Source organism: Psychromonas sp. (assembly GCF_983033635.1).
Genome location: NZ_CEZLMY010000088.1, coordinates 1 through 14,499, shown reverse-complemented (window position 1 = coordinate 14,499; position 14,499 = coordinate 1). Strand labels below are relative to the sequence as shown.

Annotated in this window: 13 protein-coding genes; 3 read left to right on the top strand and 10 right to left on the bottom strand. The window is 40.4% G+C overall.

Annotated elements, in window-relative coordinates; all coding sequences use genetic code 11:
- Window positions 1-161: 161 nt before the first annotated feature.
- The 8 genes from sucD to sdhC form a co-directional block, all read right to left on the bottom strand.
- A complete protein-coding gene (sucD, locus tag AC4GME_RS11940) occupies window positions 162-1,034 on the bottom strand; it encodes a succinate--CoA ligase subunit alpha (protein WP_490379443.1) in 873 nt (290 codons plus the stop codon).
- Complete coding sequence (sucC, locus tag AC4GME_RS11935; protein ID WP_490376851.1) at window positions 1,034-2,203, bottom strand: ADP-forming succinate--CoA ligase subunit beta; 1,170 nt, start codon at window positions 2,201-2,203, stop codon at window positions 1,034-1,036. Before sucC ends, sucD begins: the two co-directional genes overlap by 1 nt.
- 127 nt (window positions 2,204-2,330) lie before the next feature.
- The gene (odhB, locus tag AC4GME_RS11930) at window positions 2,331-3,491 is read right to left on the bottom strand and encodes a 2-oxoglutarate dehydrogenase complex dihydrolipoyllysine-residue succinyltransferase (protein ID WP_490376850.1); all 1,161 of its coding nucleotides are present in this window, start codon (window positions 3,489-3,491) and stop codon (window positions 2,331-2,333) included.
- A gap of 60 nt (window positions 3,492-3,551) precedes the next feature.
- Window positions 3,552-6,368 (bottom strand): 2-oxoglutarate dehydrogenase E1 component, encoded by a 2,817-nt coding sequence (sucA, locus tag AC4GME_RS11925; protein WP_490376849.1) that lies wholly within the window; start codon window positions 6,366-6,368, stop codon window positions 3,552-3,554.
- A gap of 30 nt (window positions 6,369-6,398) precedes the next feature.
- Window positions 6,399-7,112 (bottom strand): succinate dehydrogenase iron-sulfur subunit, encoded by a 714-nt coding sequence (locus AC4GME_RS11920; protein WP_490376848.1) that lies wholly within the window; start codon window positions 7,110-7,112, stop codon window positions 6,399-6,401.
- Between the two features lie 14 nt (window positions 7,113-7,126).
- Entirely contained in the window at window positions 7,127-8,893 is a 1,767-nt protein-coding gene (gene sdhA, locus AC4GME_RS11915) for a succinate dehydrogenase flavoprotein subunit (RefSeq protein WP_490379442.1), read from the bottom strand.
- A 1-nt stretch (window position 8,894) separates the two neighbouring features.
- Entirely contained in the window at window positions 8,895-9,239 is a 345-nt protein-coding gene (gene sdhD / locus AC4GME_RS11910; RefSeq protein WP_490376846.1) for a succinate dehydrogenase, hydrophobic membrane anchor protein, read from the bottom strand.
- On the bottom strand, window positions 9,233-9,607 hold the full coding sequence (sdhC, locus tag AC4GME_RS11905) for a succinate dehydrogenase, cytochrome b556 subunit (protein WP_490376845.1): 375 nt from the start codon (window positions 9,605-9,607) through the stop codon (window positions 9,233-9,235). The genes sdhD and sdhC overlap by 7 nt, the downstream gene beginning before the upstream one ends.
- A 358-nt stretch (window positions 9,608-9,965) precedes the next feature.
- Between sdhC and AC4GME_RS11900 the strand changes: the two genes are divergently transcribed.
- Window positions 9,966-11,258 carry a citrate synthase gene (locus AC4GME_RS11900; RefSeq protein ID WP_490379441.1) on the top strand — a complete coding sequence of 431 codons (1,293 nt, stop codon included), beginning with the start codon at window positions 9,966-9,968 and terminating at the stop codon, window positions 11,256-11,258.
- A gap of 95 nt (window positions 11,259-11,353) precedes the next feature.
- Window positions 11,354-12,076 carry a leucyl/phenylalanyl-tRNA--protein transferase gene (aat, locus tag AC4GME_RS11895; RefSeq protein ID WP_490376843.1) on the top strand — a complete coding sequence of 241 codons (723 nt, stop codon included), beginning with the start codon at window positions 11,354-11,356 and terminating at the stop codon, window positions 12,074-12,076.
- Window positions 12,077-12,124: 48 nt separating this feature from the next.
- Here aat and AC4GME_RS11890 read toward each other — a convergent pair whose 3' ends face one another.
- Complete coding sequence (locus tag AC4GME_RS11890; protein ID WP_490376842.1) at window positions 12,125-12,547, bottom strand: CBS domain-containing protein; 423 nt, start codon at window positions 12,545-12,547, stop codon at window positions 12,125-12,127.
- A gap of 170 nt (window positions 12,548-12,717) precedes the next feature.
- On the opposite strand from AC4GME_RS11890, the gene AC4GME_RS11885 reads away from it, so the two are divergent.
- The gene (locus tag AC4GME_RS11885; RefSeq protein WP_490379440.1) at window positions 12,718-13,260 is read left to right on the top strand and encodes a DUF2058 domain-containing protein; all 543 of its coding nucleotides are present in this window, start codon (window positions 12,718-12,720) and stop codon (window positions 13,258-13,260) included.
- 170 nt (window positions 13,261-13,430) lie between these two features.
- Here AC4GME_RS11885 and AC4GME_RS11880 read toward each other — a convergent pair whose 3' ends face one another.
- Entirely contained in the window at window positions 13,431-14,180 is a 750-nt protein-coding gene (locus AC4GME_RS11880) for a DUF4197 domain-containing protein (protein ID WP_490379439.1), read from the bottom strand.
- Between the last annotated feature and the right edge of the window lie 319 nt (window positions 14,181-14,499).

Genomic DNA, 14,499 nt, shown 5'->3' with positions numbered 1-14,499 from the left:
AGTGCTCTAAATTTATCTGCTGCCGTACCTTTACCGCCTGCAATAATAGCACCGGAAGATGACAGCCCCATGCTGGGAAACACTTATTTATCAACACAAACAAAAAGACCCCGTTAACTAACGAGGTCTTTATACTAGCGGAAAGTCTTAGTCAGTCGTTATTACCAACCAGTGACTTCACGTAATGCTTTACCGATTTCAGCAAGCGATTTAGTGGTTTTTACACCCGCATCTTCAAGTGCTCTAAATTTATCTGCTGCCGTACCTTTACCGCCTGCAATAATAGCACCGGCATGTCCCATACGTTTACCAGCAGGCGCTGTCACACCCGCAATATAAGAAACTACAGGTTTAGTTACATTGGCTTTAATAAACGCAGCAGCTTCCTCTTCAGCTGTACCGCCAATTTCGCCAATCATTACAATTGCTTCAGTTTCTGGATCTGCTTGGAAAAGCGCTAAGACATCAACAAAACTTGTGCCCGGGATTGGATCGCCACCGATACCCACACAAGTTGATTGGCCAAAACCTTCATCAGTAGTTTGTTTTACTGCTTCATAGGTTAATGTACCAGAGCGAGAAACAATACCCACTTTACCTTTTTGATGAATATGACCGGGCATAATACCAATCTTACATTCATCTGGCGTAATAACACCTGGACAGTTAGGGCCAATCATAACAACACCAGACTGATCTAATTTCACTTTCACTTCAAGCATATCCAATGTTGGTATGCCCTCTGTGATAGTAACAATTAATTTAATGCCCGCATCAATAGCTTCTAAGATAGCATCTTTGCAAAATGGTGCCGGCACATAAATCACACTTGCCGTTGCACCAGTTGTTTCAACAGCTTCTCGTACGGTATTAAAAACAGGTAAACCAAGATGCATTTGCCCTCCTTTACCAGGAGATACACCACCGACCATTTGCGTGCCGTAATCAATCGATTGTTCGCTGTGGAAAGTACCTTGACCACCGGTAAAACCCTGGCAAATTACTTTTGTGTCTTTATTAATTAAAATACTCATTATTTGCCAGCTCCTACTGCTTTAACTGCTTGTTCTGCAGCATCGCTAAGCGAAGTTGCCGCAATAATATTCAGGCCTGAATCAGCAAGTTTTTGACGACCTAGATCTGCGTTATTACCTTCTAAACGAACGATAACAGGCACAGATACACCAACCTCTTCAACTGCGCCGATAACACCATCAGCAATAAGATCACATCGCACGATGCCACCGAAGATATTAACCAGCACGGCTTCAACTTTTTCGTCTGAAAGAATTATTTTAAATGCTTCCGTTACACGCTCTTTTGTTGCACCGCCACCAACATCCAGGAAGTTAGCAGGTTTACCACCCTTTAACTGCACGATATCCATGGTTCCCATTGCCAGGCCTGCGCCGTTAACCATACAGCCTATGTTACCATCAAGAGCTACATAGTTAAGTTCCCATTGTGATGCATGTACTTCACGCTCATCTTCTTGTGAAAGATCGTGCATTTCACGGAGCTCTTTTTGACGGTACATTGCATTTGAATCAATGTTAATTTTACCATCAAGGCAAATCAGATCGTTGTCAGTTGTTACCACTAACGGGTTGATTTCCAATAGTGCTAAATCTTTATCATGGAAAAGTTTTGCAAGACCTAAGAAGATATCGGTAAACTGTTTAATCTGCTTACTTTGTAAACCAAGTTTAAATGCAAGTTCGCGACCTTGATATGCTTGAGGACCGACCAGAGGATCAATCATCGCCTTATGGATAAGCTCTGGTGTTTCTGCCGCAACTTTCTCAATTTCAACGCCACCTTCAGTTGATGCCATAAAAACAACACGTTGTGATGCTCGGTCAACAACAGCTCCTAAGTAAAGCTCATTAGCAATGTCTGAACAGCTTTCAACCAATAGTTTATTAACGGGTTGTCCACTGGCATCTGTTTGGTAAGTAATTAGATTTTTACCTAACCACTTGTGCGCAAAATTGCGAATCACCTCTTTTGATTTAGCTAATTCAACCCCACCAGCTTTACCACGACCGCCCGCATGTACCTGACATTTTACAACCCATTTATTACCACCTAACTGTGATGCCGCGTTTACAGCTTCCTCTGCAGTGTCACATGCAATTCCTTGAGGAACAGGAAGACCATATTCTGTGAACAGCTGCTTTGCCTGATATTCATGCAAATTCATGATTCTTTTCCATTATTTAGGTTAAACTAATGACCTCATTATATAGGTCGCGATTGTCGAAGCAAGATCACATTTCTACTTAGCTTGTTGTTAATAAGACAGTTTTGTTTAAATTAACAGCAAATTCTTAAATATCCAAAAGCAGACGTGTTGGATCTTCAAGTAATTCTTTAATTGTTACCAAGAAACTCACTGATTCTTTTCCATCAACTAAACGATGATCGTAAGAAAGTGCCAGATACATCATTGGTAAAATTTCAACTTTACCATCAACAGCCATTGGCCTGTCTTGAATTTTGTGCATCCCTAAGATAGCCGCTTGTGGTGGATTGATGATCGGGGTTGATAATAATGAGCCGAATATCCCACCATTGGTGACCGTAAAGTTACCGCCCATCATTTCATCAACCGTTAATTTACCATCTCGCCCCTTAATTGCTAACGCTTTTATACCTTTTTCTATTTCCGCAACACTTAATGTATCTGTATCGCGCAACACAGGAGTAACTAAACCTCGAGGCGTTGAAACTGCAATGCTGATATCGAAAAAATTATGGTAAACAATATCATCACCATCAATGGCTGCATTCACTTCCGGAAAGCGTTTTAATGCTTCAGTCACCGCTTTAATGTAAAACGACATAAAACCTAAACGAATACCGTGTTTTTTCTCAAATGCATCTTGATATTGTTTACGAAGATCCATAATTGGTTTCATATTCACTTCATTAAATGTTGTCAACATTGCAGTTGAGTTTTTCGCTTCTAATAAACGCTCGGCAACACGTTTACGCAGGCGTGTCATTGGCACGCGTTTATCACTACGTGCAACAACCGCGGCGACGATATCAACCTGCGGTGCAGTGGCATCCTTATTCTTCACTTCGCGATATTTTTCAACATCAGCACGGGTAATAACACCACCTTTTCCTGAGCCTTTAAGATCTCGTGCATCAATCCCCTCTTCAAGCATTAAACGGCGCACCGAAGGACTGGCATCGGCAACGCCAGCTGCTGCTTCAACTTCTATTTCAGGCGCTTTTTCAGGGGCTGCCCCCTCTTTTAATTTGCCCAATAATTGCTTAGAAAGTACTGTCGCTCCTTGATCTTCAATAATCTCCTGCAATATACCCGATGCCGTTGCTGGCACCTCTAAAACTACTTTATCGGTTTCGATTTCAACAAGCACTTCATCTCGTTCAACAAAGTCACCAGCTTGTTTATGCCAGACTGCAACGCTTGCATCTGCCACAGACTCTGGAAGTTCTGGAACTAATATCTCAATCATAATTAACGCTTCCTAGTGTAATATTTTTAAAACTAAAATCAGGCTGTTTTTGATTCTTTTTTATAATTCAGACTCTTCAAGACCAAGTGCTTCATTTACCAATATTTTCTGCTGTTTTAAATGTAACGACATATAACCAACAGCAGTGGATGCCGATGCATCTCGACCTGCATAATGTAATTTTGCACCTTCAGGTAATACTGTTCTGAAATGATGCTGGCTACAATACCAAGCACCTTGGTTTTGCGGCTCTTCTTGACACCAAATAAAATCTTTAACATGTGCATAATCGGCAAAAATATCATTCACTTCATCAGTAGGGAATGGATATAACTGCTCGATGCGAATAATAGCAACATTGTTGAGCACCTTATTACGACGTATTTCTAATAATTCGTAATAAACTTTTCCACTGCATAAAACAACGCGATCCACAGCTTTTGCATCTAACTCATCAATTTCAGCTATCGCATTTTGGAATGTCCCGGATGCAAGTTCATCTAAGCTTGAAACCGCTAAAGGATGACGAAGCAGTGATTTAGGTGACATTACAATTAATGGACGGCGCATAGAGCGAACCACCTGACGGCGTAACATATGGTAAACCTGTGCTGGTGTTGATGGAACACAAACTTGCATATTATGTTCAGCACAAAGCTGTAAATAACGTTCTAAACGTGCCGATGAATGCTCTGGACCTTGGCCCTCATAACCATGCGGCAACATCACAGTTAAACCACACATGCGTCCCCACTTCTGTTCACCAGAAGATAAAAACTGATCAAAAACGACTTGTGCACCATTGGCGAAATCACCAAACTGAGCTTCCCAAATACATAAGCCTTTTGGCGCAGCTGTTGAATAACCATATTCGAATGCTAAAACGGCCGCTTCAGATAAAACAGAATCATAAACATCAAAATGACCTTGCTGATCGGAAATGTTTTTAAGTGGAATATAACGTTGTCCCTCTTTTTGCTCATGCAAAACAGCATGACGATGAAAGAAGGTGCCACGACCGGAATCCTGCCCTACCAAACGAATATTATATTTACAGTCAAGCAAAGTCGCATAGGCCAGATTTTCAGCAAATCCCCAATCACAAAGTTTTTCACCGCGCGCCATTAATTGACGATCAGCATAAATCTTTCTAACACGCGAGTGCTGCTGTTGTGAATCGGGGTATTGACTAATCGACTCAGCTAACTCAACTAAACGCTCTTTAGAAAACTCTGCTTCGTATGGCGCATACCAATCATGCTTAAGATAAGGAGACCAATCGACAGAATGGCGCTGCATTGCTTGCCACTCTTTAACCACACATTCACCGTTATCCAGAGCTTCTCGGTACTCTTCAACTAACTGTTTACCATAACCTTTTTCTATTACACCTTCACTTTCAAGTTGCTCTACGTAAATTTCTCGCGGTGTAGAGTGTTTTTTAATTTTTTGATACATTAAAGGTTGCGTTGCACTTGGTTCATCGGCTTCATTATGACCATGGCGGCGATAACAAACTAAATCGATAACCACATCGCGTTTAAAAGTATTGCGGAAATCAAGCGCTATTTGTGTTGCTAAAATAACAGCTTCAGGATCATCTGCATTAACATGGAGGATCGGGGCCTGCACCATTTTGGCAATATCGGTACAGTAACGTGTTGAACGTGTATCTTCAGGGTTTGAGGTTGTAAAACCAATTTGGTTATTGATAACAATCCGGATTGTGCCACTTACTTTAAAAGCACGCGCTTGTGACATATTAAAAGTCTCCTGCACAATACCTTGTCCAGCAATTGCAGAATCACCATGAACGGTAATCGGCAGCACACTTTCACCAATGCTCTGTAAACGCTCTTGACGCGCACGCACCGAACCTAAAACAACAGGATTCACAATCTCTAAATGTGATGGGTTAAATGCTAACGAAAGGTGAACATTGCCTTTGGGGGTTTTAAAGTCACTACTAAAACCCTGGTGATATTTAACATCACTTGAGCCATTAACTTCACCATGTTTACCCGCAAATTCATCAAACAAAAGATTGGGTTTTTTTCCGAGTACATTCACCAGCACATTAAGCCGACCACGATGCGCCATACCTAGCACAACTTCTTGAGCCCCCTGCTCACCCGCACGACGAATTAACTCTTTAAGCATAGGAACAAAAGAGTCGCCACCTTCTAAAGAAAAACGTTTTGCCCCGGGGAATTTTGCACCAATATAACGTTCTAGACCTTCGGCAGCCGTTAACTCTTCTAGAAAACGGTTTTTTGCTTGTTCACTAAATGAAGGACTGCTTTCACATGACTCGATACGATTCTGTAACCAACGTTTCTCTTCAGTATTGGTGATGTGCATATACTCAGCACCAATTGAGCCACAATAAGTCCTTTTTAGTGATGTAACAAGATCACGTAATATCATAGTTTCATTAGATGCTGCATATGAGCCGACATTAAAACTCGCATCAAGATCAGAGCCTTCTAAATCATGATAGAAGGGATCTAAATCTTTAATGGTCTCATGTTTGCTCAAAGCAAGCGGATCAAGTGTTGCCACTTCATGACCACGGTTGCGATATGAACCAATTAACTGTAAAACTTTAACTTGTTTGGCGTCATTGTGCACGGCGCCTTGCGGTGGGGTTAAACATTTTGGTTTTTTGGCCGCAGCTTTTATCTGCTCACGAATAACTGAGTGTGCTTCTTCCGGTAACTCATTAACTTTAGGTAATTCATCAAAAACTGCGCGCCAATTGGCATCAACAGCAAGAGGATCTTCTAAATATGACTCATAAAGAGCTTCAATATAGGTAGAGTTTGCCCCGGAAAGATGTGATGAGGCTAACCATGTTTCCATAACATTAATTGGCATTAAAATTCCTTAATATTCTTTTATCTGCAACTAAATCGCACGCTGTAATAACATCGATTTAATTTTACCAATTGCTTTGGTCGGGTTTAGTCCTTTAGGACAAACGCTGACACAGTTCATAATCCCATGACAACGAAAAACACTAAATGCATCATCTAAATCAGATAAACGTGCTTCTGTCGCACTATCACGACTATCAATAAGAAATCGATATGCGGCTAATAACCCCGCAGGCCCGATAAACTTATCAGGATTCCACCAGAACGATGGACAAGAGGTTGAACAACATGCGCATAAGATACACTCGTATAAACCATCTAGTTTTTCACGCTGCTCTGGTGATTGTTTAAATTCACCAGCAGGAGGCTGACTATCATCGTTAATTAAATATGGCTTGATTTTTTCATACTGAGTATAAAATTGTGTCATATCGATAACTAGATCACGTACCACGGGCAAACCAGGTAGTGGCCGGATAACTATTTTACCTTTAGCTAATAAATCTGATAACGGTGTAATGCACGCAAGTCCATTTTTACCATTAATATTTAAACCATCCGATCCACATACCCCCTCTCGACATGAACGACGAAATGACAAACTAGCATCCTGCTCTTTTAATAAAATTAAAGCATCTAATACCATCATATCTGAGCCTTCAGGTACATCTAATCTGAAATCTTGCATATAGGGTGCATTATCAACATCAGGGTTATAACGATAAACAGAAAATGTAACATTCATAACAACTAACCTTCTTAATAAACACGTGCTTTAGGTGGAAAAGCTTCACGTAGCACAGGTGCCATATTGACATCACGTTTACACATACTTGTCGTTTCAGGATTAAAAATGCTGTGGTGCAGCCAGTTTGCATCATCACGTTCAGGATAGTCGAATCGACTGTGCGCGCCACGACTTTCTGTTCTAAAATTTGCCGCCATTGCTGTTGAAAACGCCGTTTCCATCAAATTATCAAGCTCTAAACATTCAATACGGTTAGTATTAAATTCAAGGCTCTTATCATCCAGTTTGGCATTTAGCAGACGCTTGCGCAGTACTTTGAGTTCAGCTAAACCTTCTGCCATCGCCTCTCCTTCTCTAAATACGGAGAAGTTACGCTGCATACAATCTTGTAAATCTTTACGGATTTGCGTCGGGCATTCACTGCCATCACCTTTTTCCCAACGATTGAAACGCTCAAGCGCAGCTGCAATGTTTTCTTGACTTGCTTCTTTTAAGCTGTTTTCTTCTGTTAATACTTTACCTAAATGTTTGCCTGCTGCACGACCAAATACCACCAAATCCAGCAGCGAGTTGCCACCTAAACGGTTGGCACCATGGACAGATACACTGGCGATTTCACCAACTGCAAACAGCCCTTTCACTTCAACGTCTTTACCCTGTTCATCAAGCTTTAATACTTGCCCATTTACGGTTGTCGGAACGCCCCCCATCATATAATGACATGTTGGAATAATTGGAATCGGCTCTTTAACAGGATCAACATGGGCAAAAGTACGAGACAGTTCACAGATACCAGGAAGACGAGACTCTAAAACTTCTGCGCCCAGGTGATCCAGTTTAAGTTTAATATGTGTCCCCCATGGTCCTTCACAACCGCGGCCCTCACGAATTTCGATCATAATTGAACGCGCAACCACATCACGACCCGCTAAATCTTTGGCATTAGGCGCATAACGTTCCATAAAACGTTCACCGTCTTTATTGAGAAGATAACCACCTTCACCACGACAACCTTCGGTCACTAATACACCTGCGCCAGCTATGCCGGTCGGGTGGAACTGCCACATTTCCATATCTTGTACGGGTACACCAGCTCGAAGCGCCATACCCACACCATCACCAGTATTAATATGTGCATTGGTTGTTGACGCATAAATACGACCTGAACCACCTGTTGCCAGCACCGTTGCTTGTGCTTTAAAAAACACCACTTCACCACTTTCGATATCAATGGCAGTACAACCAACCACATCACCATCATCATTTTTTACTAAATCGAGTGCATACCACTCAGAGAATATCGTGGTTTTGTTTTTAATGTTTTGCTGATAAAGCGTATGTAATAAAGCATGCCCCGTACGGTCAGCGGCAGCTGCGGTGCGAGAGGCCTGCTCCCCACCAAATTCTTTAGATTGCCCACCAAACGGGCGTTGATAAACACTGCCATCTTCAAAACGAGAAAATGGCAAGCCCATATTTTCTAATTCCCGTACCACCTCAGGACCTGTTTTACACATATATTCAATGGCATCTTGATCACCAATGTAATCCGAACCTTTAACTGTATCGTACATATGCCATTGCCAATCATCCGGATGGGCGTTACCAAGCGCAACGGTTATACCGCCTTGCGCTGACACTGTGTGGGAGCGCGTTGGAAAAACTTTACTAATCAGCGCACAACTTTTACCTTCTTGCGAAATAGAAAGTGCCGCGCGCATACCTGCACCACCAGCACCAATTACAATCGCATCAAATTCTCGAATAGGAAGCGTCACGTTAAATACCCCACAAAATTACAAAACCAAAAAGAACATATATAAATGCAACAGATGTTAATGAAAACTGTAAAAAACCACGTAATAATGTATTTTTTACATAATCAGTTAAAACTTGCCAGATACCTATCCATGCATGGACCAAGATCGCAATCAGTGCAAATAATGTAAACACTTTTGTTAACGTTAACGAAAAAAACCCGATCCAAACTGTATAAGAGATATCTGCAGAGCTGATAAAACCAACAAGGTAAAGAAAATATGCAAGCAGTATAATCGCGCTTGCACGTAATAAAATATAATCATGAACACCGCTTCGACCGAAAGTGCCAGCAACCTTTACCATAGTAAAATCCCCGCTAAAATAGATAATACAGCTGTTAATAGAAAAGCAAATTTAGCACTCAATGCAGCACTTTCCATCTCTTCCCAAAAACCAAGATCTTGAATCATATGACGAATACCAAAAACAGCATGGTAAGCAAGTGCTGTCAGGCTTCCCCAGATAACAAGATTAATCAGCAGATGATCAAAATAACTGGCAACTTTAAGAAAATCCTGCTCAGAAGTTAACGAGCAGTTTAGAAGTATTAGAAACAGGGCTAATGCGATAAATACAATTATCCCCGATATACGATGTAAGATTGAGGCAGTTGCAGTTATAGGGAACTTAACCGTCGCTAGATCCAGATTTTTAGGTCTCTCTTTACGCACAATTTGTCTCTTTTTATTAACGAATAAGCAGGATTACTTAATATATACAATATAAATACCATTGTTAGCACAATGTTAATACTTTGTAACTGTGAAATACTGTTTTTTTGTAATACAAAGGCAATAAAAAGCAATTTTGTGATAGATATTGCAGATTTACATTAACCATAAATATCAATTAATTCGAACTATTATCAATATCTTAGATAACATTACTGGTTATTTTTAAAACAAATTTCAAAGAGTCAATTTTTCAGATCTCAAACTAGGGATGTTAAAATTGACAAGGCCAAATTTAGCCTGTAAAAATAGATGTAGTGAAATTCACGCAAATTTTTAAAAAGCAGGGGAGCATCAAATGACGGACCAAAAAGCAATACTTCACTTACCGGGGCAGGAAGCTATCGAGCTACCAATCCTTAAAGGAACCGCTGGTAATGATGTGATTGATATTAGCAGCTTAGGAAAGACAGGCTACTTTACCTATGATCCAGGATTCCTTGCAACAGCTTCATGTGAATCAGCCATTACTTATATTGATGGCGAGAAAGGTATTCTTCAACACCGCGGCTACCCGATAGCTCAACTTGCTGAAAAATCAGATTACCTTGAAGTCTGTTACTTACTGTTAAATGGTCAGTTACCAGATAAGGAAGAGTTTGATAAATTCCATAGTGTGGTATTACACCACACTATGATTCATGAGCAGTTAGCAAAACTTTATTCAGGTTTCCGTCGTGATTCACATCCGATGGCAATTATGGTTGGTGTTGTTGGCGCACTATCTGCGTTCTATCATGACTCGCTTGATATTACTAATGAAAAACATCGTGAGATTGCAGCTTACCGCCTTATTTCTAAAATGCCGACACTGGCAGCTATGAGTTACAAATACGCACATGGGCAGCCTTTTGTCTACCCGGATAACCGCCTTTCATATGCAGGTAACTTCTTGAAAATGATGTTTGCCGTGCCGTGTGAAGAGTACAAAGTAAATCCTGTACTTGAACGTGCGATGGATAAAATATTTATACTGCATGCTGACCATGAACAAAATGCCTCAACTTCGACCGTACGTTTAGCCGGCTCTTCAGGCGCGAACCCATTTGCATGTATAGCATCGGGTATCGCTTCTTTATGGGGACCCGCTCATGGCGGTGCAAACGAAGCATGTCTGAATATGCTTGAAGAGATTGGCTCGGTGGATCGCATCCCAGAGTTCATCACTAAAGCAAAAGATAAAGATGATCCATTCCGTTTAATGGGCTTTGGCCATCGTGTTTATAAAAGTCATGACCCACGCGCAACAGTGATGCGTAAAACCTGTCATGAAGTATTAAACGATCTGAAAATCGATGATCCGCTACTTGACGTAGCAATGGAGCTAGAGCGAATTGCTCTTGAAGATCCATACTTTATTGAGAAGAAGCTTTACCCAAATGTAGATTTTTACTCGGGTATCATTCTTAAGGCAATGGGTATTCCAAAATCAATGTTTACCGTTATCTTTGCTATTGCACGTACAGTTGGTTGGGTATCTCATTGGAAAGAGATGCTGGATCAACCGGGACAACGTATTGGTCGTCCGCGCCAGTTATATACAGGTGAAGTTGATCTGCATTTTGATCATGTTGATGATCGTTGTAACTAAACACTAAATTAACATTAACTTGTATTAGCAGTTAGTTACCCTAAATATGCCAGTGTTTACACTGGCTTTTTTATGCCTTATAAACGCGGTAGCAGATGACCATTTACATTCCAGAACTTACTGATAACAACACCCTCTTCCCCGATGTAAACAGAGCATTAAAGGAGCCTGACGGTCTATTGGCAATGGGCGGAGATCTCAGCCCGCAGCGTATAATAAATGCCTATAAAAATGGGATATTTCCATGGTTTAGTGATGGTGAACCTATTTTATGGTGGAGTCCCGGCAAACGCGCCACCATTAAAGCAAACTTTTGCCATATCAGCAGAAGCATGAAAAGATTGCTTAAAAGCAATAAGTTTACCGTCACCATCAATAGTGCATTTGCACAGGTCATAAACAGATGTGCGAAACCAAGAGAGTATCAGGCTGAAACCTGGATAACCGATTCCATGATTGCTGCTTATATTAAACTGCATCAACTCGGTTTTGCCCATTCGGTTGAGATCTGGCAAGAACAGAAATTAGTAGGCGGATTATATGGTATTTGTATCGGAACGCTTTTTTGCGGTGAGTCGATGTTTAGTGAAGTAAGCAACAGCTCCAAGGTGGCATTTATCGCTTTAAACCAGCATCTGCACCGCTTTCAAGGCGAACTCATTGACTGTCAAATGCAGACAGCACATCTTCAGAGTATCGGGGTTCAGGAGGTCTCTCGTGAGCAGTTTATTACTGAATTAAAGAAATGCAGGGATAAAAAAATCGACCGGGGTTGCTGGGATCGTCAGGAGGTTATTGTAAAGCACACAAATGGCTAAAACCTGTTGCTTTAGCCATTTTATTGGATTCTGTTTATAAAGTAAAAACTAACAGGATTCTAATTGTTTATTCATTGCCGCTAATACTCCCTTACGGGTAATTAAACCGATAAACATATTATTTTCATCTACAACAGGATAGATTTTGGGTTTTGAATTTAACATCTGTTGTGCTAAATCAACAATACTCATATCAGGTTTAACAGTAAGACCTGTCGTGACCATGATATCTTCAACTAATGCGACCAACTCACAGTAATAACTTGCTTCAATCATTTTAGCTAAACAATCCTGCTCTGAAAGCCAACCAATAACACGGCCGACTTCATCAACCACCGGTCCGCCGATGTATTTACTTTTAAGTAATTTTTCAACGGCAGTTTCAATAGTCATCTCTTTTTTAAAAGAGATTCCTTTTCCCGTCATAAAATGCGAAACCTTTAAATCCTGTAAATCCTGTAAATTATCCATATAGCCCTAGCTCCCTATTTGCTTTACTAAAAGTTTACTCTTCTTTAACAGTTTGTCGATTATTTGTAACAAATATAATTTGAATTAAATCAAAGTTAAATTAAATTGCCTTCACTTGCCTTTACTCGCTAAAATGCCCGCATATTTTTATATACAAATAAGGTAGTGTAATGGCCTCTCTACAAGACCAGTTAATGAAATCTGGACTGATCAATAAACAAAAAGCAAAACAAGCACAAACTGAAAAACGCCGTAAAGCAAAACAGAAAAAGAAAAAAGGCACAGTTGAAGTATCAGATGTTCAAACAGCTATTAATGATCAAAAAGAGATTCAAAGACAGCAAGACTTGGAAAAAAACCGACAAGCTCAAGCTGAGTTAGATGCGCGCTCTGCACATGGAAAACTTATTCAGATGATCGCTCAACACTGTGAAAAAGCATATCAAGGTGAGCTTGATTACCATTTTACTTATGATAACAAAGTAAAACGTATCGCGATTAATGAGAAAACCCAACAGGGGCTAAGCATCGGCTTATTGGCTATTTGTGTATTAAATGACGAATTTTATTTAATCAATAAAGAAGCAGCAGCAAAACTAACTGAAATTGATCCGTCAGTATTGGTTGCTTTACATGAAAAAGTAGAAATATCAGACATTGAAGAAGATGATCCGTATGCCGAGTTTGCAATTCCAGATGATCTAATTTGGTAAACAGTTAAAACGGTCTTTGAATACACTAATAAAGCGATTCAAGACCGTTTTTCAATTCCTTTTGCTATATCGAGCCTTATCGGGTTAAAAGGGCACTGGGTATCCACGCTCTCGTTGATAAACAATATCCCCAGTCTACTTAGCTATATATAAAAAAGAATTGCCGCTTACTATTGCCCAAATACTTGCTTTAGCAAATTCGTGGTTTGTTTGACAGGATCCTGTCGAATAGCAGCCTCTTCTTTTGCAAGGTAATAAAAAATACCATTTATCCCCTTTTCTACTACATGTGCGGTTAAATTTGCTTTTACATCAGGTACAAAAGGTAACTCATCGTATTCCCCCATGACCTTGTCATAGGCTTGCACGGCCCCGACTTGAGATAGACTATCTTGTACAACCGGCCCCATTTGATCACTTAAAGGTTTAGACATTTTAGCCTTAAAATATTGCGTTGCAGAATCCTCTGGGCCATCATAAATAGCCTTAACATCCTCAAAGGTCATCGCCGTGATAGCTTCTAAAAAAAGAGTTTTTGCCTGAGGCGTTGCAGCTTCAGCCGCACGGTTAAGTTTAAGCTCAAGATCATCAACCAGACTTTCCATGCCCACACTTGATAACATTTCTTTTACCATTTTTAACTCATCGGGTAACGGTATATGTATTGCGCTGTCTGCATTAAAGCCATCAGTTGCACCTAACTGGCTAACGACATTTTCCGAGCCTATCCGCAACGCTTCTTTAAATGCTCCGTTTATATCAATATTACTAGGGGTTTTACCCTTAGTTGTTACCTCTTCCGTTGCCTCTTGCTCAGTAAAAATATCGAGTCCTTTCTCCCACCAATTCGCTTCTGCATTTGCTTGATTGACAAAAATGGATAAGATAAATAAACAAATCACGTGGTTGAAATATTGCATAGGATCTCCTTACAGCGAATTAAATTGTTTAATACGTAATTATTTTATAGTTCACACTGTGAATAAATACAAACGAGCAAAATGCGAAAAAGTGGGCGGCAGGGCTCGCATTAAATCATGGCGTAGGTTGGTGAACAAAAATTGCAGGTATTTCGCCTTACGCCGAGTTGCTTTTTTCTTAATATATTTGCCAGGAATTAAGCAGCAAGCAATTTATACGAGTGCGGCGCCATGTTCGCCGCTAACACGGGTTTATATACAATTTTCTGTTAATCCCAATATATTTAGCGTGTTTTTATCAAGCTCTCCGCCATAAAAC

What these genes read in the sequence shown, in the direction of transcription:
- AC4GME_RS11880 (WP_490379439.1), bottom strand. Translation starts at nt 14,180, where the DNA reads ATGCAATATTTCAACCACGTGATTTGTTTATTTATCTTATCCATTTTT.
- aat (WP_490376843.1), top strand. Translation starts at nt 11,354, where the DNA reads ATGACCATTTACATTCCAGAACTTACTGATAACAACACCCTCTTCCCC.
- AC4GME_RS11890 (WP_490376842.1), bottom strand. Translation starts at nt 12,547, where the DNA reads ATGGATAATTTACAGGATTTACAGGATTTAAAGGTTTCGCATTTTATG.
- AC4GME_RS11900 (WP_490379441.1), top strand. Translation starts at nt 9,966, where the DNA reads ATGACGGACCAAAAAGCAATACTTCACTTACCGGGGCAGGAAGCTATC.
- AC4GME_RS11885 (WP_490379440.1), top strand. Translation starts at nt 12,718, where the DNA reads ATGGCCTCTCTACAAGACCAGTTAATGAAATCTGGACTGATCAATAAA.
- sucC (WP_490376851.1), bottom strand. Translation starts at nt 2,203, where the DNA reads ATGAATTTGCATGAATATCAGGCAAAGCAGCTGTTCACAGAATATGGT.
- sucA (WP_490376849.1), bottom strand. Translation starts at nt 6,368, where the DNA reads ATGCCAATTAATGTTATGGAAACATGGTTAGCCTCATCACATCTTTCC.
- odhB (WP_490376850.1), bottom strand. Translation starts at nt 3,491, where the DNA reads ATGATTGAGATATTAGTTCCAGAACTTCCAGAGTCTGTGGCAGATGCA.
- sucD (WP_490379443.1), bottom strand. Translation starts at nt 1,034, where the DNA reads ATGAGTATTTTAATTAATAAAGACACAAAAGTAATTTGCCAGGGTTTT.
- AC4GME_RS11920 (WP_490376848.1), bottom strand. Translation starts at nt 7,112, where the DNA reads ATGAATGTTACATTTTCTGTTTATCGTTATAACCCTGATGTTGATAAT.
- sdhD (WP_490376846.1), bottom strand. Translation starts at nt 9,239, where the DNA reads ATGGTAAAGGTTGCTGGCACTTTCGGTCGAAGCGGTGTTCATGATTAT.